This window comes from Chloroflexota bacterium (genome assembly GCA_009840355.1).
Classification (GTDB): domain Bacteria; phylum Chloroflexota; class Dehalococcoidia; order Lucifugimonadales; family JADFKI01; genus Bin90.
The window spans coordinates 100,734-121,706 of sequence record VXNZ01000019.1 but is presented as its reverse complement, the minus strand read 5'-3'; the positions used below and the strand labels follow the sequence as shown (position 1 = coordinate 121,706).

The 20,973-nt window shown below is 58.1% G+C and carries 21 protein-coding genes and 2 tRNA genes; 12 read left to right on the top strand and 11 right to left on the bottom strand.

Annotated features, from left to right (window positions below; translation table 11 throughout):
- Positions 1–192: 192 nt before the first annotated feature.
- Positions 193–1,344 (bottom strand): galactonate dehydratase, encoded by a 1,152-nt coding sequence (dgoD, locus tag F4X57_05205; GenBank protein ID MYC06554.1) that lies wholly within the window; start codon positions 1,342–1,344, stop codon positions 193–195.
- A 285-nt stretch (positions 1,345–1,629) separates the two neighbouring features.
- On the opposite strand from dgoD, the gene rpiB reads away from it, so the two are divergent.
- Positions 1,630–2,085, top strand: a complete 456-nt coding sequence (gene rpiB, locus F4X57_05200) for a ribose 5-phosphate isomerase B (GenBank protein ID MYC06553.1) — start codon at positions 1,630–1,632, stop codon at positions 2,083–2,085.
- A gap of 166 nt (positions 2,086–2,251) precedes the next feature.
- Here rpiB and ftsZ read toward each other — a convergent pair whose 3' ends face one another.
- From ftsZ to rsmH, 3 genes are all read right to left on the bottom strand, one after another.
- The gene (ftsZ, locus tag F4X57_05195) at positions 2,252–3,346 is read right to left on the bottom strand and encodes a cell division protein FtsZ (GenBank protein MYC06552.1); all 1,095 of its coding nucleotides are present in this window, start codon (positions 3,344–3,346) and stop codon (positions 2,252–2,254) included.
- A gap of 75 nt (positions 3,347–3,421) precedes the next feature.
- Positions 3,422–4,729, bottom strand: a complete 1,308-nt coding sequence (gene ftsA, locus F4X57_05190; protein MYC06551.1) for a cell division protein FtsA — start codon at positions 4,727–4,729, stop codon at positions 3,422–3,424.
- A 71-nt stretch (positions 4,730–4,800) separates the two neighbouring features.
- Complete coding sequence (rsmH, locus tag F4X57_05185; GenBank protein ID MYC06550.1) at positions 4,801–5,721, bottom strand: 16S rRNA (cytosine(1402)-N(4))-methyltransferase RsmH; 921 nt, start codon at positions 5,719–5,721, stop codon at positions 4,801–4,803.
- Between the two features lie 259 nt (positions 5,722–5,980).
- Here rsmH and F4X57_05180 point away from each other — a divergent pair, with 259 nt between their 5' ends.
- The 4 genes from F4X57_05180 (at position 5,981) to F4X57_05165 (ending at position 8,664) form a co-directional block, all read left to right on the top strand.
- Positions 5,981–6,475, top strand: a complete 495-nt coding sequence (locus F4X57_05180; GenBank protein MYC06549.1) for a MogA/MoaB family molybdenum cofactor biosynthesis protein — start codon at positions 5,981–5,983, stop codon at positions 6,473–6,475.
- A 26-nt stretch (positions 6,476–6,501) separates the two neighbouring features.
- The gene (gene trmD, locus F4X57_05175; protein ID MYC06548.1) at positions 6,502–7,251 is read left to right on the top strand and encodes a tRNA (guanosine(37)-N1)-methyltransferase TrmD; all 750 of its coding nucleotides are present in this window, start codon (positions 6,502–6,504) and stop codon (positions 7,249–7,251) included.
- 184 nt (positions 7,252–7,435) lie between these two features.
- Positions 7,436–8,308 carry an amidohydrolase family protein gene (locus tag F4X57_05170; GenBank protein MYC06547.1) on the top strand — a complete coding sequence of 291 codons (873 nt, stop codon included), beginning with the start codon at positions 7,436–7,438 and terminating at the stop codon, positions 8,306–8,308.
- Between the two features lie 113 nt (positions 8,309–8,421).
- Complete coding sequence (locus F4X57_05165) at positions 8,422–8,664, top strand: hypothetical protein (GenBank protein MYC06546.1); 243 nt, start codon at positions 8,422–8,424, stop codon at positions 8,662–8,664.
- 4 nt (positions 8,665–8,668) lie between these two features.
- Here F4X57_05165 and F4X57_05160 read toward each other — a convergent pair whose 3' ends face one another.
- Positions 8,669–9,838 carry a threonine synthase gene (locus F4X57_05160; GenBank protein ID MYC06545.1) on the bottom strand — a complete coding sequence of 390 codons (1,170 nt, stop codon included), beginning with the start codon at positions 9,836–9,838 and terminating at the stop codon, positions 8,669–8,671.
- A gap of 60 nt (positions 9,839–9,898) precedes the next feature.
- Positions 9,899–10,492: a hypothetical protein gene (locus tag F4X57_05155; GenBank protein MYC06544.1), complete on the bottom strand. Its 594-nt coding sequence runs from the start codon at positions 10,490–10,492 to the stop codon at positions 9,899–9,901.
- 92 nt (positions 10,493–10,584) lie between these two features.
- Between F4X57_05155 and F4X57_05150 the strand changes: the two genes are divergently transcribed.
- From F4X57_05150 to F4X57_05125, 6 genes are all read left to right on the top strand, one after another.
- Positions 10,585–11,991 carry an aspartate aminotransferase family protein gene (locus tag F4X57_05150; GenBank protein MYC06543.1) on the top strand — a complete coding sequence of 469 codons (1,407 nt, stop codon included), beginning with the start codon at positions 10,585–10,587 and terminating at the stop codon, positions 11,989–11,991.
- Positions 11,992–12,012: 21 nt separating this feature from the next.
- Complete coding sequence (locus F4X57_05145) at positions 12,013–12,939, top strand: FAD-binding protein (GenBank protein MYC06542.1); 927 nt, start codon at positions 12,013–12,015, stop codon at positions 12,937–12,939.
- A gap of 29 nt (positions 12,940–12,968) precedes the next feature.
- On the top strand, positions 12,969–13,211 hold the full coding sequence (locus F4X57_05140) for a ribbon-helix-helix protein, CopG family (protein ID MYC06541.1): 243 nt from the start codon (positions 12,969–12,971) through the stop codon (positions 13,209–13,211).
- Entirely contained in the window at positions 13,196–13,534 is a 339-nt protein-coding gene (locus F4X57_05135) for a type II toxin-antitoxin system PemK/MazF family toxin (protein MYC06540.1), read from the top strand. The genes F4X57_05140 and F4X57_05135 overlap by 16 nt, the downstream gene beginning before the upstream one ends.
- Positions 13,535–13,765: 231 nt before the next feature.
- Entirely contained in the window at positions 13,766–14,950 is a 1,185-nt protein-coding gene (locus F4X57_05130; protein MYC06539.1) for an acyl-CoA dehydrogenase, read from the top strand.
- Positions 14,821–15,327 carry a CrcB family protein gene (locus tag F4X57_05125; protein MYC06538.1) on the top strand — a complete coding sequence of 169 codons (507 nt, stop codon included), beginning with the start codon at positions 14,821–14,823 and terminating at the stop codon, positions 15,325–15,327. The genes F4X57_05130 and F4X57_05125 overlap by 130 nt, the downstream gene beginning before the upstream one ends.
- Positions 15,328–15,530: 203 nt before the next feature.
- On the opposite strand, the gene F4X57_05120 is transcribed toward F4X57_05125, so the two are convergent.
- From F4X57_05120 to F4X57_05105, 4 genes are read right to left on the bottom strand one after another with little or no spacing between them, the layout of a single operon-like run.
- A complete protein-coding gene (locus F4X57_05120) occupies positions 15,531–16,430 on the bottom strand; it encodes a sulfite exporter TauE/SafE family protein (GenBank protein ID MYC06537.1) in 900 nt (299 codons plus the stop codon).
- The gene (locus tag F4X57_05115) at positions 16,393–17,808 is read right to left on the bottom strand and encodes a DUF4129 domain-containing protein (protein ID MYC06536.1); all 1,416 of its coding nucleotides are present in this window, start codon (positions 17,806–17,808) and stop codon (positions 16,393–16,395) included. Before F4X57_05115 ends, F4X57_05120 begins: the two co-directional genes overlap by 38 nt.
- Positions 17,809–17,810: 2 nt before the next feature.
- The gene (locus tag F4X57_05110) at positions 17,811–19,076 is read right to left on the bottom strand and encodes a DUF58 domain-containing protein (GenBank protein ID MYC06535.1); all 1,266 of its coding nucleotides are present in this window, start codon (positions 19,074–19,076) and stop codon (positions 17,811–17,813) included.
- 4 nt (positions 19,077–19,080) lie between these two features.
- On the bottom strand, positions 19,081–20,004 hold the full coding sequence (locus F4X57_05105; protein MYC06534.1) for a MoxR family ATPase: 924 nt from the start codon (positions 20,002–20,004) through the stop codon (positions 19,081–19,083).
- Positions 20,005–20,402: 398 nt separating this feature from the next.
- Between F4X57_05105 and F4X57_05100 the strand changes: the two genes are divergently transcribed.
- Positions 20,403–20,476, top strand: a tRNA-Gln gene (locus F4X57_05100).
- A 281-nt stretch (positions 20,477–20,757) separates the two neighbouring features.
- Here F4X57_05100 and F4X57_05095 read toward each other — a convergent pair.
- Positions 20,758–20,834: transfer RNA gene (locus F4X57_05095), tRNA-Trp, on the bottom strand.
- Positions 20,835–20,973 lie beyond the last annotated feature (139 nt).

Below are 20,973 nucleotides of genomic sequence, written 5' to 3'. Positions count from 1 at the left end.
CGCTTCAAATCCGATTTTCGGGGCAGTCCAGAACTTGGAAATCTCAAGCGCTATGAATGGCAACTCACAATTCAGCAGTATCTTGCCACTTGTAGAAGTCCCTCCCCCTTTGTTGGAGGAGGGCTAAATGCGGGGTGTAGCAAGTAATTGTGCTTGCCCCATTTTTGGGTTGTCCGTAAGGATGTAGGATGCCTAAATCCAAGTATTCTGCTGGCGGGACGGGAAGTGCGCGGCTTGCAGGTAGCCTTCCGGGTGGCTGTCGTCGCCGGGCGGATACTGCTGCATCGCGGATTCGTCTAGTTCTATGCCAAGCCCTATGCCCTCCGGCAGTGCGAAGTAGCCGCCTTGCTGGAACGGGAAATTGCCCTTGACCACATGGCTGTACCACGCTGCGTGTCCACCTTCCTGTATTAGGAAGTTCGGGCAGGTGGCGTCCACATGCAGCGCCGCCATTGTGTTGACCGGTCCGTAAGGGTTGTGCGGGCAGAAGCCGACATAGTAGGTCTCTGCCATTGCCGCAATCTTCTTCAGCTCTAGGATGCCGCCGGCGTGGCAGATGTCGGGCTGCGCCATGTCGATGACCTGCTTCTCGAACAGATCGCGGAAGCCCCACTTGGTGTAGATGCGCTCGCCGGTGGCGATGGGAATGTTGACACCCGCCGCGACCTTCGCCATCGCGTCAATGTTTTCGGGCGGTACAGGCTCTTCGTACCAAAACGGGCGAAACTCTTCCAGCGCGCGTCCCATTCGGATTGCCTCGTGCGGCGAGAGCCTGCCGTGAACTTCGATGAGCAATTCCACATCGTCGCCCACAGCCTCGCGCACCGCCTTCACTTTGGCGACGGCGTCCCGCTCGGATTCGACGGTTGTGAACAAGCCCTGATGCGCAAACGGATCGCCCTTGAGCGCCGTCAAGCCCTGTTCGACCCACGACAGCGCGTTCTGCACCGCGTCGTCTGGTGTGCGGCCGTCGAACCTGCCGTATGCCCAGAACTTGTCGCGCATCGCGCCGCCGAGCAGCTCGTACACAGGGACGTTCAGCGCCTTGCCTTTGATGTCCCACAGCGCGATGTCGATGCCGCTGATCGCCGCCATATGCAGGACGCCGCCGCGCACGTTGTGCCCGAAGTTGTACAGGTTCTGCCAGTGCTCTTCAATGCGGAACGGGTCTTTGCCAATGAGCGTCTCGCCCAGTTCCTCCACAACCGCGCCAACCGACAGCGCGCCAACCGTTGCCTCGCCCCAGCCGACGATTCCTTCGTCTGTGGCGACCTTTACGAAGACATAATTGCGGGTGGATTCGGGCGGACGGGTTGCGAATGATTTCACTTCGGTGATTTTCATGAAGATGCCTTTCGAATCTCGATCGTTTTAGAGCGTGTATGATGGTGCTTGAGGCGCAGTCTATCAATGTGTGCGGCAATACTCAATTGCAGACCGGGCAGGTTTGAGATGCGAGACAGACTTGATGCCCAATTGCCCATCCTAACCTTCGCCCAATTGGAAGGAATGTGACATGTCAGGTTGGCACCCGCTTGCAATGGACCAGAATTGACGGGATGGGCGCACAGTACTTACACTTTGACGACATAGAATATACGACAAGCAAGTGAACACAAAGGACGAGTGATGCGAATTGCTGTTGGGGCTGACCATGCGGGCTATCCGGCGAAGGAGCCGGTGAAGGAATTGTTGGAAGCGGCGGGGCACGAAGTCGTGGACCTTGGCGCGCACGAATATGACGCGCTGGACGACTATCCCGACTTCGCCAAGGCGGTCGCGGAGTATGTGGCGGCGCGGAATGCCGACAGGGGAGTGGTGCTGTGCGGCAGCGGTGTGGGAGCGTCGGTGGCGTCGAATAAGGTGAAGGGCATTCGCGCGAGCGTCTGCCATGATACATACTCGGCGCACCAGGGCGTGGAGCACGACGACATGAACATTCTGTGCATGGGCGTGCGGATTATCGGCGAGGAGCTTGTGCGGGAAATCGTGAGTGCCTTCGCGAGCGCGGAGTTTTCCGGAGAAGAGCGCCATGTGCGGCGTATGCAGAAGGTATTCTATATGGAAGCGAACTTCGGCGAGTAGTGTGCCGTACCGGATTCGACAGCCGCCATATCGGATTGAGGGTGAACATTTTTCCCACCTCAAGCCATTGAGCGGACTGCCGCAATGAAGGGCAGCCCGCTCAAATGGGGAGGCTATATTATCGCCGCACTAGGCTAGGCGCGTCTCGCGAATTGCAAGCCCTGGACTAGCTTCCCTGCGGCTTGGAGTAGCGACGGAGGAACGGCGGCAGGTCGAGCTTGCCGGTGTCGTTTGCCATCGCGTCGAGCAGCATATTGGCATAGCCGGCGTCGGTTTCCTTGTTTTCTCCCGGGTGTTCAAAGCCGGTGGCGATGATGGTGATCTTGATCTCGTTCTCCATCTTCATGTCGGTGGACATTCCGAAGATGATGTTGCAGTCCGGGTCAACGACGCGCTGGATGACCTCTGCCGACTCATGCAGCTCGTTGAGCTTGAGGTCGCTGCCGCCGGTAATGTTGAACAGCACGCCCCGCGCGCCTTCGATGGACACGTCCAGAAGCGGGTTGGTGATAGCCGTCTGTGCGGCGTTCCGTGCGCGATGATCGCCAACACCCCAACCGATCGACATCCATGCGGGACCGGAGTCCTGCATGATAGACTGCACATCGGCGAAGTCGAGGTTAATCTCGCCCGGCACCGTTATCAGCTCGGCGATGGACTGTACGCCCATTCGCAGCACATCGTCCGCCATCAGGAACGCGTTCTGCGCTGTGATTTCTTCTTCGCAGATGACATGCAGGCGCTCGTTCGGAATGACGAGCAGCGTGTCCACCTGATCCTTGAGGCGCTGTATGCCCGCCTCTGCGGCGTCTGCGCGGCGCTTGCCTTCGAATGCGAACGGGCGCGTTACGACGCCTACGGTCAGCGCGCCAGTCTCGCGTGCGATTTCGGCGATTACCGGTGCTGCGCCAGTACCGGTGCCGCCGCCCATGCCCGCCGCGACGAACACCATATCCGCGTCGCGTATCACGTCGTAGAGTTCTTCGCGGCTCTCTTCCGCGGACTTCATGCCGATGTCAGGGTTGCCGCCCACGCCCTTGCCCATGGTCAAGCCGTCACCGATGCGCAACTTCAGCGGCACATCGCAAGTAACGAGCGCCTGCGCGTCGGTGTTGACGACCAGGTACTCGACGGAAGGCACGCGCTCACGGAACATCCGCGACACGGCGTTGGAGCCGCCTCCGCCAACGCCGATGACTTTGATGCGCGCCATGCCGTCCATTTCCCTTACATACTCGAGCTCTCTGACTGCTGTAGCCATTGTTTCCTCCCCTGTGTATCTTCGTGTCCGAAGTGTTTGATTTTGGTTCGAGTTCTAAATGTAATCGGTCCGAAATTATCTCCTGAATATGCTGAGAATCCCGCTCCGCCTCTGGCTTCCACTGCCGTCCTTATGCCCGCTGCCGTTTACGGCGAACTCTCGTTGCTGGCGGCGGTTCTTCTTCTTGCCGATGGCGTGAGGCTTGGGATCGTCGTCGTACTGGGCCGCAGCCCATGCCAGGATGCCGGCAGCGGTGCTTGCCATCGGGGTTCGGAGTTCGCGCGGCATTCCGAGATATGGCGGCGGGGCGCCAACCCTTACATCGGCGCCTGTGCTCATCTTGAACACTTCGTGAAAGCCATCGAGTTTAGACGCGCCGCCGGACAGCACGATGCGGTAGTTCGTCAGGTCGTCGATGCCGCCTTCGCGCAGCTTGAGAACGATGAGCTGTATCAGTTCTTGCGCTCGCTCGCGCGTCAGCTGGCAGATGTCGTGCAGCGAGACATTAGTGGACGCTCGGCCTCCGTTGATGGGCAGCGTTACCTCTTCGTGTATCTTGGTCTGGTTCGGCAGGGCGGTCGCCCTCGATACCTTGACTTCCTCAGCCGCTTCGTAGGTGGTGTTGTACACCACGCAGATGTCGTTGGTGAACTGGTAGCCGCCAATCGGAATTACGGACGAATACTGCGACGTGTCGTACTGGAACACCATCACATCGGTCGTGCCGCCGCCGATGTCAACGAGTGCCGCGCCGCGGAATCGTTCTTCCTGCGTGAGCACCGACTCGCAGCTGGCAAGCGATTCTAACACCAGCGATTCAATGCGAACGCCTGCGCCTTCGACTGCGCGAGTCAGCTTGTCCACTTCCCACGACGACGCCTTGACGAGGTGCGTTTCGACATCGACTTGCGATGTGTGCATGCCCATTGGGTCGGAGACATCCATCTTGCCGTCTATCGAGTAGGTGTTCGGGATCGCGTGGATGATTTCGCGTCCGGTGTGGTAGCCGTTCGTGCTCTTCCTGACAGATGAGGGAACTTTCGCGACTTCGTTATATGTAACGACGCCGTGCTCGCCAACCCAGTCGATTGTGTCCATCCGACGCTCGTAGGATATGCCCCTGCCGGTGATGCCCACGAAGGCGGTGTCCACGTGCATGCCGCTGGAAGATTCAGCCTTGCTGACCGATTTCTTTACGGCGAACTGTGTGGCTTCCACATCTTCTACGACGCCTTTGCGAACGCCTGAGCATGGAGCCTCGCCGTGTCCTAGCACTTCTATGCGACCACCGTCGAGTTTCTTGCCGATGATGGTCAAGATCTTTGAAGTGCCGATGTCGATTGCCGCAAAAATCCTGGAGTTATCCATTGCTACTCCATACATGTTCGTATCCTTCCTGTACACGTTCACTAGGCTTTGGCAGGGAATGGTTTAAGAATCATTATCAATAAGGTTCACAGCCTTTCGGCTATTCGTATGCGAGCGCTGCGACTCCGCGGATTGGCGCGCACTTCCTCGTTGGAAGGCCTGATGACGCGCCGGTTGATGATCCGGACGGTAGGCTCTTTGTCGCAAGCGCATTGCGGAACTGACGGCGGGCAGATACAGTTTGATGCCATATGCCGGATGGCGTTCTTGACGATGCGATCTTCGATGGAGTGGTATGTGATGACCACCAAGCGGCCAGCCACGTCCAAAGTATCAACTGCTGCATCAAGCCCTCGCTGTACGTTCCCAAGTTCGTCGTTAACTGCAATGCGTATCGCCTGAAATGTTCTTGTAGCGGGGTTGATTCTTCCCCGCTGCCTTCCAACCGCGCTTAAGACTATGTCCGCCAGCTGCGTTGTCGTCCTTACCGGACGGCTCCTCACTATCGTTCTGGCTATGCGCCTGGACCTTCGTTCTTCTCCGTAGCGGTAGATGATGTCCGCCAGCTCTTGTTCGTCGTATCGATTGACAATCGTGTCGGCAGTTATGCCCTGCGACTTGTCGAATCGCATATCTAGTGGGGCTTCGTGCCGGAAGCTGAAGCCCCGCTCTCCCTTATCCAACTGCAGTGACGACAGTCCCAAATCGAGCAGCAGCCCGTCGGCATTCATAAAGCCGGTCTCAGCCGCAACTTGCGCTACCTCACTGTAGTTCGCTTGCCTAATTGTGGAGTTGTCGCCGTATCCTCGTATTCGTTCTGCCGCCGTCTCCAATGCTTCGCCATCTATGTCTATGGATAGGACTCTTGGCGCCGGTGTCGCAGCTTGTAGGATTGCCAGCGAATGGCCGCCTTCGCCTGCGGTGCAGTCTATGTACTTCCCATCCGCCTTCACTTGCAACGCCGCGAGCACTTCGTCCACCATTACCGGCGTGTGGTAGTGCTTCACGCGCTGCCGTTAGCGAATCGATGCGGTGTCGCCGACTGCTTGTGCAAGCGTTTGCCTCCTGTCCGGCTGCCTTCGGTGTAGCGCTCTGTGGTCTGAAAGTTGACCTACATGCTATAATCAGCGCGTTGCCGTTGGCTGCCTCTTCTCTTACTGTGCAACGAGTTTCGCAAAGTGGCGTCAATCAACGCAAGGAACTTTTGAGTATATGTTTGGGCTGTTTTTGGGAAAATTGTCAAACAAAGTTTAGGAGAGTAAGTAAATGGCAAACGACTCCCCAGACAATTTCAACATAGCTGTTCTAACTATTAGCGACAGAGGCGCGAGTGGCGAACGCGAAGTCGATGGCAGTGGAAATGCCATCAGCGAGCTTATGGTTGAAGAGGGCTATAATCTGGTACAGCGCGGCATGGTCGCGGACGAAGTGCCGCAGATTTCCAGCATATTGCGCGAATGGAGCGACTCCGGGGATATAGATCTGATAGTGACCACGGGCGGCACGGGGCTTGGTCCTCGCGATGTTACGCCCGAAGCGACACGCGCAGTGGTGGACATCGAAGCGCCGGGTTTTGGCGAAGCGATGCGGATTCAAACGCTGCAGTTCACGCCATTCGCAATGCTTAGCCGAGCGACTGCGGGCGTGCGCTCCGGCTGCCTGATAGTCAACCTTCCCGGCAGCGAAAAAGCGGTGCGCGAGACTCTCGCCGTGGCGATGCCCGCGCTCGCTCACGGGCTGGCGATGGTCAAGGGCGGCTGACGCATTCATCCAACTCCGTAATTGAGATGCGCTTTCATGTGCTGACAATCTTCCCTGCTATGTTCGACGGACCGCTGTCGGAGAGCATAATCTCGCGCGCTGTCGAGCGGGGATTGGTCAAGATTTGCCTGCATGACATCCGCGACTATGCTACGGATAAGCACCGCAGCGTGGACGACTACCCATACGGCGGCGGCTACGGCATGGTGATGAAGCCTGAGCCTATCTTCGACGCTTATGCCGCTGTCAAGCACACTGCGAGTCTTGGCGAAGATACGCCTGTCGTTCTGCTCACACCGCAGGGAACGCCATTCTCGCAGCCCATAGCGGAACGACTGGCTACGCTGGACGATATCGTGCTGATTTGCGGCCGTTACGAAGGCGTGGACGAGCGCGTCCGGGAATATGTGGCAAATTGCGAATTGAGCGTTGGCGACTACGTGCTGAGCGGCGGCGAACTCGCGGCTATGGTAGTTATCGACGCTGTAACACGCCTGATACCCGGCGCCGTCGGCTCAATCGAATCCACGCAGGATGACTCGTTTTCCACGGGTTTGTTGCAATTTCCGCAATACACGCGCCCGGCAGAGCACGAAGGCGGAAAAGTGCCGGACATTCTGCTGTCCGGTAATCACGGCGAAATCGAGAAGTGGCGCCGCCGCGAATCACTCCGCCGCACATACCATCGCCGCCCTGACCTGCTCGACAGCGCCGCGCTGTCCGATGCCGACCGCCGCTTCATCGACAGCCTGCGCCCGAATGATGATTGGCTCTGAGGATTTGCACTAACGCTATGGAGTAATCTGATCCCCATGGGTTCTAATCTCCATCGGTAAAGTAAATACGAGCGCAAAATTGAACGCAGGCACGGTTCATTTCTGCACCATCGCTATCAGCAAGACACCATACATCCATAGATAAGCAAATCAGCATCTATCCGGCAGACTAGGGAGGGCGCAAATGCCAAAGTTAGAATTTGTTGACGCCCATGTACACTTCTACGACATGCAGCATCCGGAATTGCACTACGGGCACTGGCAGCCGGACGTCAATCCGCCGCTCATCGGCAAGCAGATGCGCAAGCTGGGCGAACGAAACTTCTTCGCCGAGGACTTCATTGAGACCACGCGGGCGTCCAATGTTACGAAGGCGGTGCATGTGCAGGCTGCTATCGGCTCTCCGGACCCGGTGAAGGAAACCGAGTGGTTGGAAGAAGCGGCGGAACGCACCGGCTTTCCACACGCGATTGTCGCGTACGCAGACTTGCGCGATCCAGACGTCGAGCGCGTCTTGGAACGGCACTGCGAGTTTCCGCGCATGAAGGGGATACGCGATTTCTCTTATGGCGACTTTCTTGTTGCGGATGACTTCCATAGGGGATACGCGTTGCTCGAAAAGTACAACTTGCACGCGAGCATCGCCGCGCAGTGCCAGGATATGGACAAGCTGGCTGCGCTGGCGAACAAGTTCCCAAACACGAAAATCGTTATTGACCACGCTGGCAATCCGGCTGAACGCACGGACGAGTTCTTCGCCCGGTGGAAGCAGGGAATGGTGACCGCCGCGACTGCGGATAACATCATCTGCAAGATTTCCGGACTGGGTATGGGCGACCACAATTGGACTGTGGACAGCATACGCCCTTACGTGTTGGGCTGCATCGAAGCGTTCGGCGTGGAGCGCAGCATATTCGCCACGAACTGGCCCGTGGACAGCCTGTTCAGCGACTACGATACGGTCATCGCGGCATACACCGAGATAATCGCCGGCTTTTCTGAAGATGAAAAGCTCGCGATGTTTGCGGAGAATACTGAGGCGTTGTATGGGATTTAGCTAATGGCGATGGGGTGGCTAAATGTTGACACTGGCAGGCGTAGGGCATAACCTCACTGACTAAATGGCGATTGACGGCATTGAATAAAGACCGACTATGGAGGCATAGCGAAGTGGCAGTTAACACCGATCCCGGCGTGCAGGCGATATTGGACAATATGCAAGTGATCGTGGCGTCCGAGGGCGGGTCTCTGGAGTACATTGACATGAAGGGCGGACGCCTGACCGTGAAGTACCACAAGGGCGTGAACGAAGAGTGCCCGGAATGCGTTCCGGACCATGCCCTCGTTGAGCAAATGTTCCGCACTTCGATGTCAACCTTCGCGCCGTATGTGCGGGACCTCGAGCTGCTCTAGCGCGTCAGCGAATCATATCGAGATACTTCAGCCCTGAGCCGGTGTTGAGCAGCAATATCGATTCATCAGGCGATAGCGTGCCGTCTGCGAGCAGCTTGCGCAGCGCCGCAGACAGCGCCGCGCCTTCCGGGCAGACGAACATGCCCTCGAGCGATGCGACTGCTCGCATGTCGGACAGTATTTCTTCTTCGCTGACGGTAATCGCGCCGCCGCCGCTCTCGCGCAGCGCCTGCAATATCAGATAGTCGCCGATAGCGGCAGGCACGCGAATGCCGGCGGCAAGCGTGTCCGGATTTTCCCAGGGCTCCGCGAACTCTGTGCCCTCGTTGAACGCGCGGACTATAGGCGCGCAGCCTTCAGATTGTACGGCGAACATCTTCGGGCGCTCGCTGCCGATCCAGCCCATCTCCTCCATCTCGGCGAACGCCTTCCACATGCCCACAATGCCCGTGCCGCCGCCGGTCGGGTATAGAATGACTTCGGGCAGCGTCCAATCCATCTGCTCAGCGATTTCGTAGCCCATCGTTTTCTTGCCCTCAACGCGATACGGCTCGCGCAATGTGGACACATCAAACAGCCCAAGCTCCTCCGCACGCTCGCCGGATATACGCCCGGCGTCGGTAATGTACCCGTCCACGAGCTCGAGATTCGCACCGGAAATCTCCACTTCCACGCGATTGGCTTCGGGCGCGTCTTTGGGCATGAAGACATAGGCTTCCATGCCAGCCTTGGCGGCGTATGCGCTCATCGCGCCAGCGGCGTTGCCTGCGGACGGCATGGTCAGCCGCGTAATGCCAAGTTCCTTCGCCTTGGATACGGCAGCGCCCAACCCGCGCGCCTTAAACGACCCGGTCGGGTTGATGCCCTCGTCCTTGATGTACAGCGCCGTACATCCAATGTCGCCGCCAAGCCGCTCTGCTTTGAATATGGGCGTAAAGCCCTCGCCGAGCGTTACGACATTCGCCTCGTCGCGCACCGGCATGACCTCGAAGTAGCGCCACATATTAGCCGGTCGGTCTCGCAGTGCGTCGCGGCTGAGCGCTGCAGTTGCACCTTTCAGGTCGTAGCGTGGGTAGAGCACCTTGCCGCATATGTCGCAGGTGCGGTGCGGCTCGTCAGCGGAGCGTACGATTCCGCAGTATGTGCATTCCAAGTTCGTCAGAAAACTCTTCATCAATTCAATTCCTGCTTTGGTATATGTTGCGATGATATATGTTGCCGTAAATCGATGCGGCTAGGCAAATCTGTTTTGCTCTTCGTGATAGCACGCGCCGCACATCTCGTAGCGCACATGCTTCGTGCGGCCGCAGGAGCAAGTGTCGAACTCGTTGGGATTGCGCTGCATGTAGCAGTTACGGCAGTAGTCGAACTCGGCGCGCTTGTAGCCGTCGCACAGCGGGCACTTGTTCGTAATGGGCGGGAACGCTGAGCGCGGAGGCGCCGTTCGCTCGACCGCCTGAGTGCCGTTGGTTATGACAGCCGGCGAAATCTGCGGCGAAGTCTGGGGTGCCGGTGCTGGTGCTGGCGGCTGCGGCTCGGACGCTATGAGCGCGTCCATCAGCGCGTTGTCGTACTCGTCGAATGCTACATCGATGCGTGCATCAAGGTCGGCTGCGTCGAATCCTTCGTCGTCGATCGCTATCCGCAAGTCCATAACGCGCATGGCTATGGTAGCTTTCTCTTCCAAATCTTCGCAGGATTGGTACTCCGCGGTCAGCGTTGTCAGTTCAATCTGGTGTTTCTCATGTGCAGACAAAATCGCGCCGACACTTAAAATCTCTTCGCGCAAGGCTGTGCGTTCGTTTGCGAGTTCAATCTTTAAGTCCATCCCTTTACCCTCCCTTCGTTGCATATTATACGCTTGGGGATATAATAGCAGACAACTGCAATTATTCTACATGCAGCTTGCTAGACGACTTAATGTCAGCAGTCGGCTTTCGCGGCGATGATTGCTTTCATTCATGCATGCGAATTGGAAATGGAAGGAACACTATGGTATCCACGATTGAACAACGATACTACGACTTGCACACCGGCTCGGCGGAGCGCTGGGCGACCGCGCGCGACATTTTCCCGGACGGCGTAACTCACGATGGGCGGCGCATGTCGCCGTTTCCGCTTTACGGCACGCATGGGCAGGGCGGCGTGAAGTGGGACGTGGACGGAAATCGCATCATAGACTTTTGGACAGGACACGGCTCTATGATGCTGGGGCACGCGCATCCGGAGATAGTCAGAGTGGTGCAAGAACAGGTCGCCATCGGCACGCACTTGAGTATGTCGTCCGACTTGGAAATACGCTGGGCGCAACTGGTGCAGCAGCTCATACCGAGCGCGGAGAAGGTGCGCTTTCACAGCTCCGGCACGGAAGCGACGATGATGGCGATACGCATGGCGCGCGCGTACACGGGCAAGACGAAGGTCATCAAGTTTGAGGAGCACTTTCACGGCTGGAGCGACTACCTCGCGGCGGGCGGCGCAGGCTTGGGCGGCATACCACAGGAGACGCTGAGCACGATGATTGTGCTGCCGCCGAATGACATAGGCGCGGTGGAAGAAGCGTTGCAGCGAAGCGACGACATTGCCGCGATCATCCTTGAGCCGACCGGAGCGCACATGGGGCTTGAGCCGATTAGCCCTACATTCTTGCAGCAGTTGCGCGACATCACCGAGCAGAACGGCGTGGTGTTGATATTCGACGAAGTGGTAACGGGCTTCCGCGTGGCGAAGGGCGGCGCTCAATCGCTCTATGGCGTTACGCCCGATATGACCACGATGGCGAAGATTCTGGGCGGTGGGCTGCCGGGCGGCGCGGTCGCGGGTAAGGCGGACATAATCAACATGATCGAAGGCGGCAACGACCCGTCTCGGCGTGTGGCGCACAACGGCACATTCAACGCGAATCCACTGTCCGCCGTGGCGGGTATCCGCGCGCTTGAACTGGTGCAGACGGGCGATGTGAACGATCGAGCGGCGGCGATGGGCGAGCGCCTGAAGGCGGGCATCAACGAGACGCTGACGAAGCTTGAGATTCCGGGCTGCGCGACGGGCATCAACTCGCTGATATTCCTGCGTCTCAATGTCGATGAAGACGCGGCAGACCCGGATAAGAACCCGAACGCGGCGCGCGATATGCGCAACTCGGACGATGCCAAATTGCAAGAGCAACTCGGACTTGCGATGCTGAATTACGGCGTCCACGCGGGCAACGCACACGGCGGCGCACGTTTCATACTCAGCGCGGCGCATACTGAGCAGGACATCGACGAATCGGTCGGGTCGATAGGCAATGCGCTGTCCGATGCGCGCGAGCAGGGACTTGTCTAGTTCGACGGGTGGGATGGTCTAATGCAAGACGACATGTACGATGTGTTAATCATCGGCGGTGGTGCGGCCGGCCTCACTTCCGGAATGTACACCTGCCGCGCGGGGCTGAAGACGCTGTTGCTGGAGCGTCTGATGCCCGGCGGGCAGGTCATAAATGCTGAGCGTATCGAGAACTTTCCCGGTTTTCCCGAAGGCTTGACAGGCGCGGACTTTGGGCCTTTGCTGCAACAGCAGGCGATGCAGTACGGGCTTGAGATACAACTCGGCGAAGTCGATGAATTAGAGCAGGACGCTGAGGGCTGGCGAGTCTCCGCATGGGGAACGGAACATCGTTCGCGTTCGATCATAATCGCCGGCGGCTCGACGCTGCGGCGATTGGGCGTCCCAGGTGAAGAGGAACTATTCGGCGCGGGCGTTTCCTACTGCGCTACATGTGACGGCGGATTCTTCATGAATCAGGTCGTTGGCGTAGTTGGCGGCGGCGATTCCGCACTCGACGAGGCTCTGGTGCTGACAGAGTACGCCAGCAAGGTGCTACTACTGCATAAAGGCGCGGCGTTCAGCGGCGAGAGTATCCTGCAAGAGCGCGTGCTGGCGCATCCGAAAATCGAAGTGCGCTGGAACACCACCGTGAGGGAGATTATCGGCAGCGGGCAGGTAGAGGGAGTGGGCGTAGTGGACGAATTGTCCGGCGAGACATCGCGCATAGACTTGTCCGGCATATTCATCTACATCGGTCTGGATCCGAACACCGAATATCTGCAAGATGTGCTGCCGCTGGACAACGGCGGCCACATCCCGACCGACATCTGGATGAGCACACCCGTGCCCGGCATATTCGCAGCAGGCGATATACGGCAAAACTCCGCCGCGCAGCTGGTAAGCGCGGCCGGAGACGGCGCGACGGCGGCGATTGCGGCGCGGCGGTATGTGGAGGGGCTGGCATAGTCTGCCGTAAATTGTGAAAGGAAGTCGTGATGGGCAAATCTACAATAACGATAACGATGGATGACGCATTGCTAGAAACCGTTGATAGGCTTGTGGAAAAATCCGTGTATCCGGACCGCAGTCTGGCGATACAGGAAGCGGTAAAGGACAAATTCAAAAGGTCCGACAAGAGTCTTCTTGAGCGAGAGCTCGCTAAGATGGATCCAGAGTTTGAACAACGGATGGCAGATGAATTCCTTCCAAGAGACTTGTCAGAATGGCCGGAATATTAAGAGGCGAAGTCGTCTGGGCTGACCTTTATCCGGCACGTGGGCACGAACAGGCAGGTCGAAGGCCGGTGGTTGTCATAAGCTATGACAATTTCAATGTTCGCTCAGGAACCGTGATAGCAATGTCAGTGACGAGTCAGCCACAAAGAGAGAGGTATCCACTCACGCTTGAACTGGAGGATGCAGGACTCCCTAGGCGTTCTTGGGTGAAAATCAGTCAAGTCCACACACTTTCTGTTGAACGTCTCGGAAGAACAATAGGCTTTGTTACGGAGAGTGAATTGGATATGTTAGTCGCTGGATTAAATGAATTGATAACCGAATGACCTCAATAGAAATTGGCGGCGCAACGGCGGTGATTGCGGCGCGGCGGTATGTGTAAGGGGTAGGCAAGCTTCGGGGCTTTCAGGGGCGTTACGGGATTTGGATTTGCCAATATCGCACAATCTGTCGGATAGACGATGCGGTTGGGTTGATTCTCATTATGTGCACTACGCATCGGTGCGAGGCTTATCGCCGCACACAGAACATCAACGGGCAGCAATAAGGGACTACTGATGGACTTTCAATTTACTCAGGAACAGGAAGACTTCCGCCAAGAAGTGCGCGAGTTCCTTGCGGAGAAGCTTGGCGAGGACTGGAACGGCATTGTGCCGGACGACTACTTTACTGACGAGAATTGGCGCACTATCCGTAACCTGACTGGCGAGCTTGTCGATAAGGGATGGCTCACGCTCGCTTGGCCGGAGGAGTACGGCGGGCAGGGGCGGCCGCACATCGAGCAGATGATATACAACGAAGAGACGGCGTATTTCCGCGCACCCACACGCGACACCAGCATGGGCACGCACATGGTCGGTCCCTCCATTATGCTCTACGGCACGGACGGGCAGAAGGCGCAATATCTGCCCGAAATCGCCAGCGGGGATGCGGTGTACTGCCAAGGTTTCAGCGAGCCGGAATCCGGCTCCGACCTTGCCTCACTTCAGCTCAGGGCAGTGGAAGACGGTGACGACTTTGTGCTGAACGGGTCGAAGATTTGGACCAGCGGCGCGCAGCGCGCCAATCGCTGCTACATAATGGTGCGCACCGATCCGGAAGCGCCCAAGCATCGCGGCATCAGCGTGTTCATCGTGGATATGGACACGCCCGGCATCGAAGTCGCTCCTATCATCAACATGTTCGGCGTGCACTACTTCAACCAAGTGTTCTTCGAGAATGTTCGCGTGCCCAAGCGCAATATGATCGGCGAGATTAACAAGGGATGGTATGTCGCCGCGACGACTCTGGACTTCGAGCGCTCCGGCGTTGGGCGATACGGCTCGAACCGCCGCGACTTGGAAGAACTCGCCGGTTTGTCCAAAGAAATCAGGCTGAACGGCAGCACGCTTAATAACGACCAGAAGTTCAGGCGGCGTCTTGCGGAACTTTGGACCGCGAACGAAGCCGGCAGGATGGTCGCGTACAATGTGGCGTGGATGCAGAGCGAAGGGCTTGTACCGAACAAGGAAGCGTCCGCAGCGAAGCTTGTCGGCAGCGAAATCAGCCAGCGCATTAGCCAGCTGGGGATGCAGATGCTGGGCATGTACGGGCTGCTCGACGAAGGCTCGAAGTGGGCGTACATCAACGGAAGAATCGCGCAGCAGTGGATGGACTCGGTGTCGTTGACGATTCGCGCCGGCACATCGGAAATTCAGCGCAACATTATCGCCAGCCGTGGGCTTGGTCTGCCGCGAGGTTAGCGTTGCTACCGTGGGTGCTGGTGGCAGTCGGCGGCGCGTTCGGCGCGGTGTCCCGCTATGGTGTTGACCGCGGGGTTAACGCCATGTTCGGCACTACGGCGCTCGGCACATTCGCGGCGAACATCAGCGGGTCGTTCCTGCTAGGGCTGCTAGTCGCAGCGATAGCAGCGCGGACGGGGTTACCAGAGGAATTCAGGCTGTTTATCGCGGTGGGCTTTCTAGGTTCTTACACGACATTCTCCACGCTCACCGTAGCCAGCGTGCAGTTCGCGGCAGATGGCGATTGGATGCGCGCGGCGTTGAATATCGTTGGCAGCGCGGTTGTTGGCGTCGTCGCGGCATTCGCAGGAATCGCGCTGGGCAGGGCGGTGTTTTAGATCCCTCACTTTGCTTGGAATGACAGCACTCTGCTCGAATTAACAGAAGCGGAATTGAATTGCGGTAAGGGGCCAATGTGTCGTGATTCAGGGCATCTTGCTGTGGGCATTGAAAAATTATGCGCCGTGGACAATCCTTGAAACGCTCGGCTATGTTCGTACTGATGAAGAACGCGAGCATTGCCAGAGCTTGGCGAAGTAACCTAGAAGAAGAGTGTACCGGCGCCGCGCACGGTTAGTATCCCTCCAACTGCCAGCAGCACCAAGCCCATTGCCAGTATCAGGTTGACCAACCTGACGCGCCCCGTCAACTTCGCGCCGTAGTAGCTGCCTATCATAGCGGCGATGCCCATCGGTATCAGCAAAGCGTAATCGACTTCGCCCTTCAGCACATGGCCGACCCAGCCGGACGCGCCGATAAGCACGCCGATGAATAGGTTCGTGCCGGCTGCGATGCGCGGGTCCACGCGCAGAACGCGGATGAGCGCGGGCAGTCGTATGCTGCCGAGTATGAGCCCGACCGCGCCGCCGAGCAGTCCGACGCCAAGTCCGATGCCGCCGGTTTCTATCTGCCGCCAGAAGGTGAATGTGCCCGCCGAGCCTGTCATTTCGCCGCCGAACAGGTTTGCTTCATGCGTTTCTTCCTGCATGCGCTCTCGCGCCATAATCAGGAACTCCACGCCTTGCCAGAATACCAGCAGCCCTGCGAGGAATATCAGGAGTCCCGCTGGCGCTATGTCGCTCATGAAACCGCCGACAAGCGCGCCAACGAATGCGGGCAAGCCCATCACCAGAACAATTCGCGTATTCACGCGACCGTCGCGCAGGTGACGGGCTGCGCCGGACAGGGACGCCAAGCCGCTTACCAGAATGTTCGTACCGCCGGCTACCGCCGGTGGCATGCCCAGCAGCAGCATCGCGGGCAGGCGTATCGTGCCGAGCGCAAGCCCGACGAATCCGCCCAGTACGCCAACCAAGCCGGATACGACGGTCAGCAGCACCGCCTGCCATAGTTCGATTCCTGATATAAACTCTATTTCGCTCAAATCCTGACCTCCGATTTGGCTATTTCTTGTCAGACTTTGCGGCGTCTTCCAATTCAGTTCGCATTTCGTCTATCTCTTCGCGCGTGGCGGGATGATGACCGTAGCAGGCGCGTATGAATGCCCTAGTCGCGGCGCGCACCAAATTGCGCGGCAATGTTCGTTCGAGAGTCGGCTGAAATTCAGATGGCGTTTCGCTCGCGTGTCTGGCGTTGCCACGCTTTTCGGACAGCATCAACATGCCGAAGTAGATGCGGAATACATCGGTAATGTTCGGGTCGTCAGACGGAACGCGCAGGGCGGTGTTTTGCCTTCGTCGGCGAAACCGCGAGGGCAGCATGTTGAACAGCAGGTTCGCGAAGTCGTAGGTTATATCCGCGCCTTCTATCACCGATTCGCGGTCCCCGTCGGCATCCGCCTGCCGCCGACGCACACGACGCCTGTACGCCAGCGCCATCACGACCAGCACGGCGATGATGATTGCGGCGACAATCGACCACTGCAATATCTGCAGCAGGAGCAGCGCTGCCGGCTCTGACTCACCTTGATTCGCGAAACCTTCGAATGTTGCCGGACCCTGCGGCATGGCGAGTTCAGTCTCCGGACGCGGGTCGCCGCCAAGCCAGACAAGCAGCGCGAATATACCCCTTGTGAAGTAGTCGATGAAGTAAGCGAGCGGAAATATCACGATGTAGAAGACTATCGTGGCGAGAATCTGCAGTACCCAGAGCAGCGGCGCGGCGATGAAGGCGAGCACATCGCGCTGCAGGAGGCTGAATATCAAACCAAGCACAACAAGCGCGCCGACTAAGCCACCAATTACCCGTGTCCACGCGCGCGTTACGTTGGTTTGCTGTGTGGCGGGCGCCATGTTAGCGACGATGAGCCCTGCCACGCCGGATGCGAAGAAGAGGAACATCATCGGGAATACATTGAGATTGGCGGGATGCGCAATGTCGATGACCGCGGCGATGGCGAGCACCAAGATACCGATGCGGAAGCTAGTGCCGAGGCTTTCTGCCGGAATGTCCAACGCGCCGATATGCCCGCCGCGCCACCACAGCGCCGCGCCACCAAGACTGCCATACACCGCGCCGAGAATGAACCTGTCGGACACATCTTCTGCCCTCATTGCGCCAATCCAGCCGAAATTCAGCGCGCCGGTCTCCTGTGGCACCTGTGAGGCGACCATCAGGTACACGACGATGATTCCCGCGATCATCTGCAAGCCATATGCCATCAGCGGCGGCATGATTACCATTGATAGGGTGCGCGCCCATATGAGCGACAACGCCATCACAGCCAGCACTGCAACCCACGATATTGGGCTGCCGGTCGCGCCGAATGGGAAGCTCAATATACCCAGCAGCGCCACGAGCCACGCGCTCTCGGACAGCAGCAGCGAGCCTGTAACCAGCCGTTCACGCATCACGGTCATGGCTAGTCTCCCGTTGCCGTCAATGTGGCGAATTGGCGGAAGTTGCGCTGGTCGCTGAACTCCAAGCCTTCGAATGCGCCACCGATTTCGTGCAGAATGACGCCATCAGGCATCGACGGGCAGGGATCGTCGCCGACATAGACGACCACGAGCTTGTAGCCGTGCGCCTGCATTGATTCGAGAATCTGCGGCAGGTCGTCCGACATCAATGACAGAACAACAACCACTGTGGCGCCCAGCGGGAAGCGACGCCACTGCTGCGCCAGCTGCCCAGTGATCGAGCCCATCGGCAGGGGACGAATGGAAGCGAGCGCTTCTAGGATAATTGTCAGCTGTTCCGGCGCTTGGCTTGGCGCGACCTTCATCGGTCTGTCGGCGAGCACGGGTGTGCCGTTCGAGAACAGCCCAAGATTGTAGTGGCGCTCTGATGCGTACACAGCCAAAGACGCGGCGGCGGTTATGATGCGCTCTAGGTGTGTCGGAGAATAGCCTTCCCATGTGTGCGCCATCGTGTCGACAGCTACGGCAAGCACGACTGTGACCGAAGTGCTGGGTTCGTAAGTGCGGACTTGCAATTCCTGCATCCGAGCGGAGGCCTTCCAGTCCACGGTCTTCAGCGCATCGCCAGTCTGGTAGTCGCGCAAACCCATCGGTCGCGCCATGTCCTCAAAGATTCGGATGCCCCCGCGTGTCTCGCCGAGCGGCCTTGCTGACGGTATGCCGATCTCAGGCAGCGATACGAGGCGCGGATACACCAGCACATAATCGCGGTCTTGCGATTCCCGTTCGCTGCCGAAGAAGCCAAGAAGGTCGCCGCTGCGCAGGTATGATGGGCCGACACGGAAGTAGCCACGCCGGTCGCACCGGAACTCGTATGTCCAGCGTACGCGCTCGTACCACGACATGGATGTGGAGTGCCGCAGCGTGTGCGCTTCCGGGTTTGGGCTGTTTACGACATCCGCGCCTTCTAGCGTCATGCAGGCGGGCATGTCGTCTTCCACGCGCACCCGTCCAAGCGGAAGCGGCTTGCGATTCGTCAGCGTGATGGTGAGAGTTGCTTTCTCGCCCATGAAGACGCGTTGCTGCGAGAATTCGCGTTCGTATGTCAGGTGCTGCAGCGACGCCTTGTTCCACAGCCGTGCCGTGCCGACCACGAGCAGCCCCATCACGCTGAAGCCGATGAGCAGCCCTTCGCCTGCGAAGATGCCGATGCCAATCAGCACAACAAAGACGATCATCCACAGCTCATGCAGCATCTGGCTCAGCATGGCGCTACCTTTCGATGGGCACGGGAACGCCGGCGAGAATGTCGCGCACAATCTGTCCTGCAGTGCGTCCGCGAAGGCGTGCGCCGGACGCCACGATGAAGCGGTGCGCGAGTACGGGCAGGGAGAGGGCCTTTACATCGTCCGGCGTAACGAAATCGCGCCCGTCTAGCGCGGCGCGCGCCTGCGATGCCTTGTATAGCGCCAAGCCCGCGCGTGGACTTGCGCCAAGCGTCAGCGACTGGTTCGTGCGGGACGCTTGCAGTATGTCCACGATGTAAAGGCGTACCGTATCGTCCACGAGCACACCCGAGACCAGCGATTGCATTTCAGCAAGTTCGGCGGCATCCGCTACAGCGTCAATCTGCGGGGGCTCATATTCGCGCTCGAAGCGAAGCAGTATGTCGGACTCTTCTTCGGGCGTGGGGTAGCCAAGTCTGACGCGCAGCATGAACCTGTCGAGCTGCGCTTCGGGCAGCGGGAATGTGCCTTCCATCTCGATGGGATTCTGCGTCGCCATTACGAGAAACGGCTCGGGCAGGGGACGCGTTTCGCCATCGACGGTCGCTTGTCGTTCTTGCATCGCTTCAAGCAGAGAAGACTGCGTGCGCGGCGTTGCGCGATTTATCTCGTCCGCAAGCAACATCTGGCTGAAAATCGGGCCGCCGCGAAACTGAAAATCGCCTGTGCGCTGGTTGTAGAAGTTGACGCCAAGCACATCGGTCGGCATCAGGTCGGGCGTGAATTGGATGCGCCGGAATGTGCATTGCAGCGACTGCGCCAGCGCCTTGGCGAGCGTTGTCTTGCCGATGCCGGGCGTATCTTCAACGAGAATGTGTCCGCGGCATAGCATCGCTATGATAGCGAGATTGATCGCCTCGTCCTTGCCCACGATGACCTGCTGCACATTCTCGCGTATTCGCGCCGCCATCCGCTGCACGCTCTGCACGTCGATTCCGTTAGTCAAATGCTGCCTCACTTGCTGTCGCGGCGTGCGCCGTATGTTCACCGGTCTTCCGCTGATGTTCCACCGCAGGGTAGGGTTAGTATAATGCACATTGCGCCAATCCGATAGTTGCGCGGATTTTCGCTGCGCTGCCCGCTACTGACAGCGAATTACCCTAGCATTACAGGAATGACAGAGGCTAGGGAGCCGGATGCCGGCGTGGCAGGGATTGTGGAATGACCCGACAGGGAGCATTCCGCGGGGCAATTACTGGTTTACGCCGCTTAGATGCGCTATATTATTCGGTAGTGTCTGCGCTATGGTGCGGTGTGCCTAGTGGATAGGTGAATGATGGCGATGTTTGGCGGCGCAGAGTTACTCAATGCCCGGTGGTGTAGTGGTAGCACAAAGGACTTTGGCTCCTTTGACCGAGGTTCGAATCCTCGCCGGGCAGCCATTCTCCCTCATTCCTTTTTTCTGTGAATGCATTAAGTCTTGTCGTGTATCTGTTGAAGACGTGCGTCAGAAATTAAGATGATTTCACAGATGCAATTTATACCTGTCATTTCGAGCGAAGCGAGAAACCTAAAGTCGGAAACAGGCTTACTTACAACGATTTGAGATTCCTCACTGCGTTCGGCATGACAAAATTAGGAATTTGTGAAATCGTCTTCAGAGGTTAGGCGCAAGCGTAGGCTGGGGAGTAGGGCGATGGGAGAACGAAGGGAATGGCGGCGTTGGCAGGAGCGGCAGGATTCGAACCCGCGACACTCGGTTTTGGAGACCGATGCTCTACCAAGCTGAGCTACGCTCCTGCGCCGTGACTATAATTTTAGCGGCTTGGCGCTATCCGGTCAAACGAATTCGACATGCATTGGAATGCGTTCATGTTGGAGATGGATGCGGGCGAGGGCTTTCACTCCCCATCCTAGCCTTCCTCATTTACGGGGAAGG

Excerpts from the sequence above, each read along its gene's own strand:
- F4X57_05170 (MYC06547.1), top strand. The coding sequence starts at position 7,436 with ATGCCAAAGTTAGAATTTGTTGACGCCCATGTACACTTCTACGACATG.
- ftsA (MYC06551.1), bottom strand. The coding sequence starts at position 4,729 with ATGTATGGAGTAGCAATGGATAACTCCAGGATTTTTGCGGCAATCGAC.
- F4X57_05110 (MYC06535.1), bottom strand. The coding sequence starts at position 19,076 with ATGCTGAGCCAGATGCTGCATGAGCTGTGGATGATCGTCTTTGTTGTG.
- F4X57_05145 (MYC06542.1), top strand. The coding sequence starts at position 12,013 with ATGCAAGACGACATGTACGATGTGTTAATCATCGGCGGTGGTGCGGCC.
- F4X57_05160 (MYC06545.1), bottom strand. The coding sequence starts at position 9,838 with ATGAAGAGTTTTCTGACGAACTTGGAATGCACATACTGCGGAATCGTA.
- F4X57_05105 (MYC06534.1), bottom strand. The coding sequence starts at position 20,004 with ATGGCGGCGCGAATACGCGAGAATGTGCAGCAGGTCATCGTGGGCAAG.
- rpiB (MYC06553.1), top strand. The coding sequence starts at position 1,630 with ATGCGAATTGCTGTTGGGGCTGACCATGCGGGCTATCCGGCGAAGGAG.
- dgoD (MYC06554.1), bottom strand. The coding sequence starts at position 1,344 with ATGAAAATCACCGAAGTGAAATCATTCGCAACCCGTCCGCCCGAATCC.
- trmD (MYC06548.1), top strand. The coding sequence starts at position 6,502 with ATGCGCTTTCATGTGCTGACAATCTTCCCTGCTATGTTCGACGGACCG.
- F4X57_05135 (MYC06540.1), top strand. The coding sequence starts at position 13,196 with ATGGCCGGAATATTAAGAGGCGAAGTCGTCTGGGCTGACCTTTATCCG.
- F4X57_05155 (MYC06544.1), bottom strand. The coding sequence starts at position 10,492 with ATGGACTTAAAGATTGAACTCGCAAACGAACGCACAGCCTTGCGCGAA.
- F4X57_05140 (MYC06541.1), top strand. The coding sequence starts at position 12,969 with ATGGGCAAATCTACAATAACGATAACGATGGATGACGCATTGCTAGAA.
- ftsZ (MYC06552.1), bottom strand. The coding sequence starts at position 3,346 with ATGGCTACAGCAGTCAGAGAGCTCGAGTATGTAAGGGAAATGGACGGC.
- F4X57_05180 (MYC06549.1), top strand. The coding sequence starts at position 5,981 with ATGGCAAACGACTCCCCAGACAATTTCAACATAGCTGTTCTAACTATT.
- F4X57_05150 (MYC06543.1), top strand. The coding sequence starts at position 10,585 with ATGTCAGCAGTCGGCTTTCGCGGCGATGATTGCTTTCATTCATGCATG.
- F4X57_05115 (MYC06536.1), bottom strand. The coding sequence starts at position 17,808 with ATGACCGTGATGCGTGAACGGCTGGTTACAGGCTCGCTGCTGCTGTCC.
- F4X57_05130 (MYC06539.1), top strand. The coding sequence starts at position 13,766 with ATGGACTTTCAATTTACTCAGGAACAGGAAGACTTCCGCCAAGAAGTG.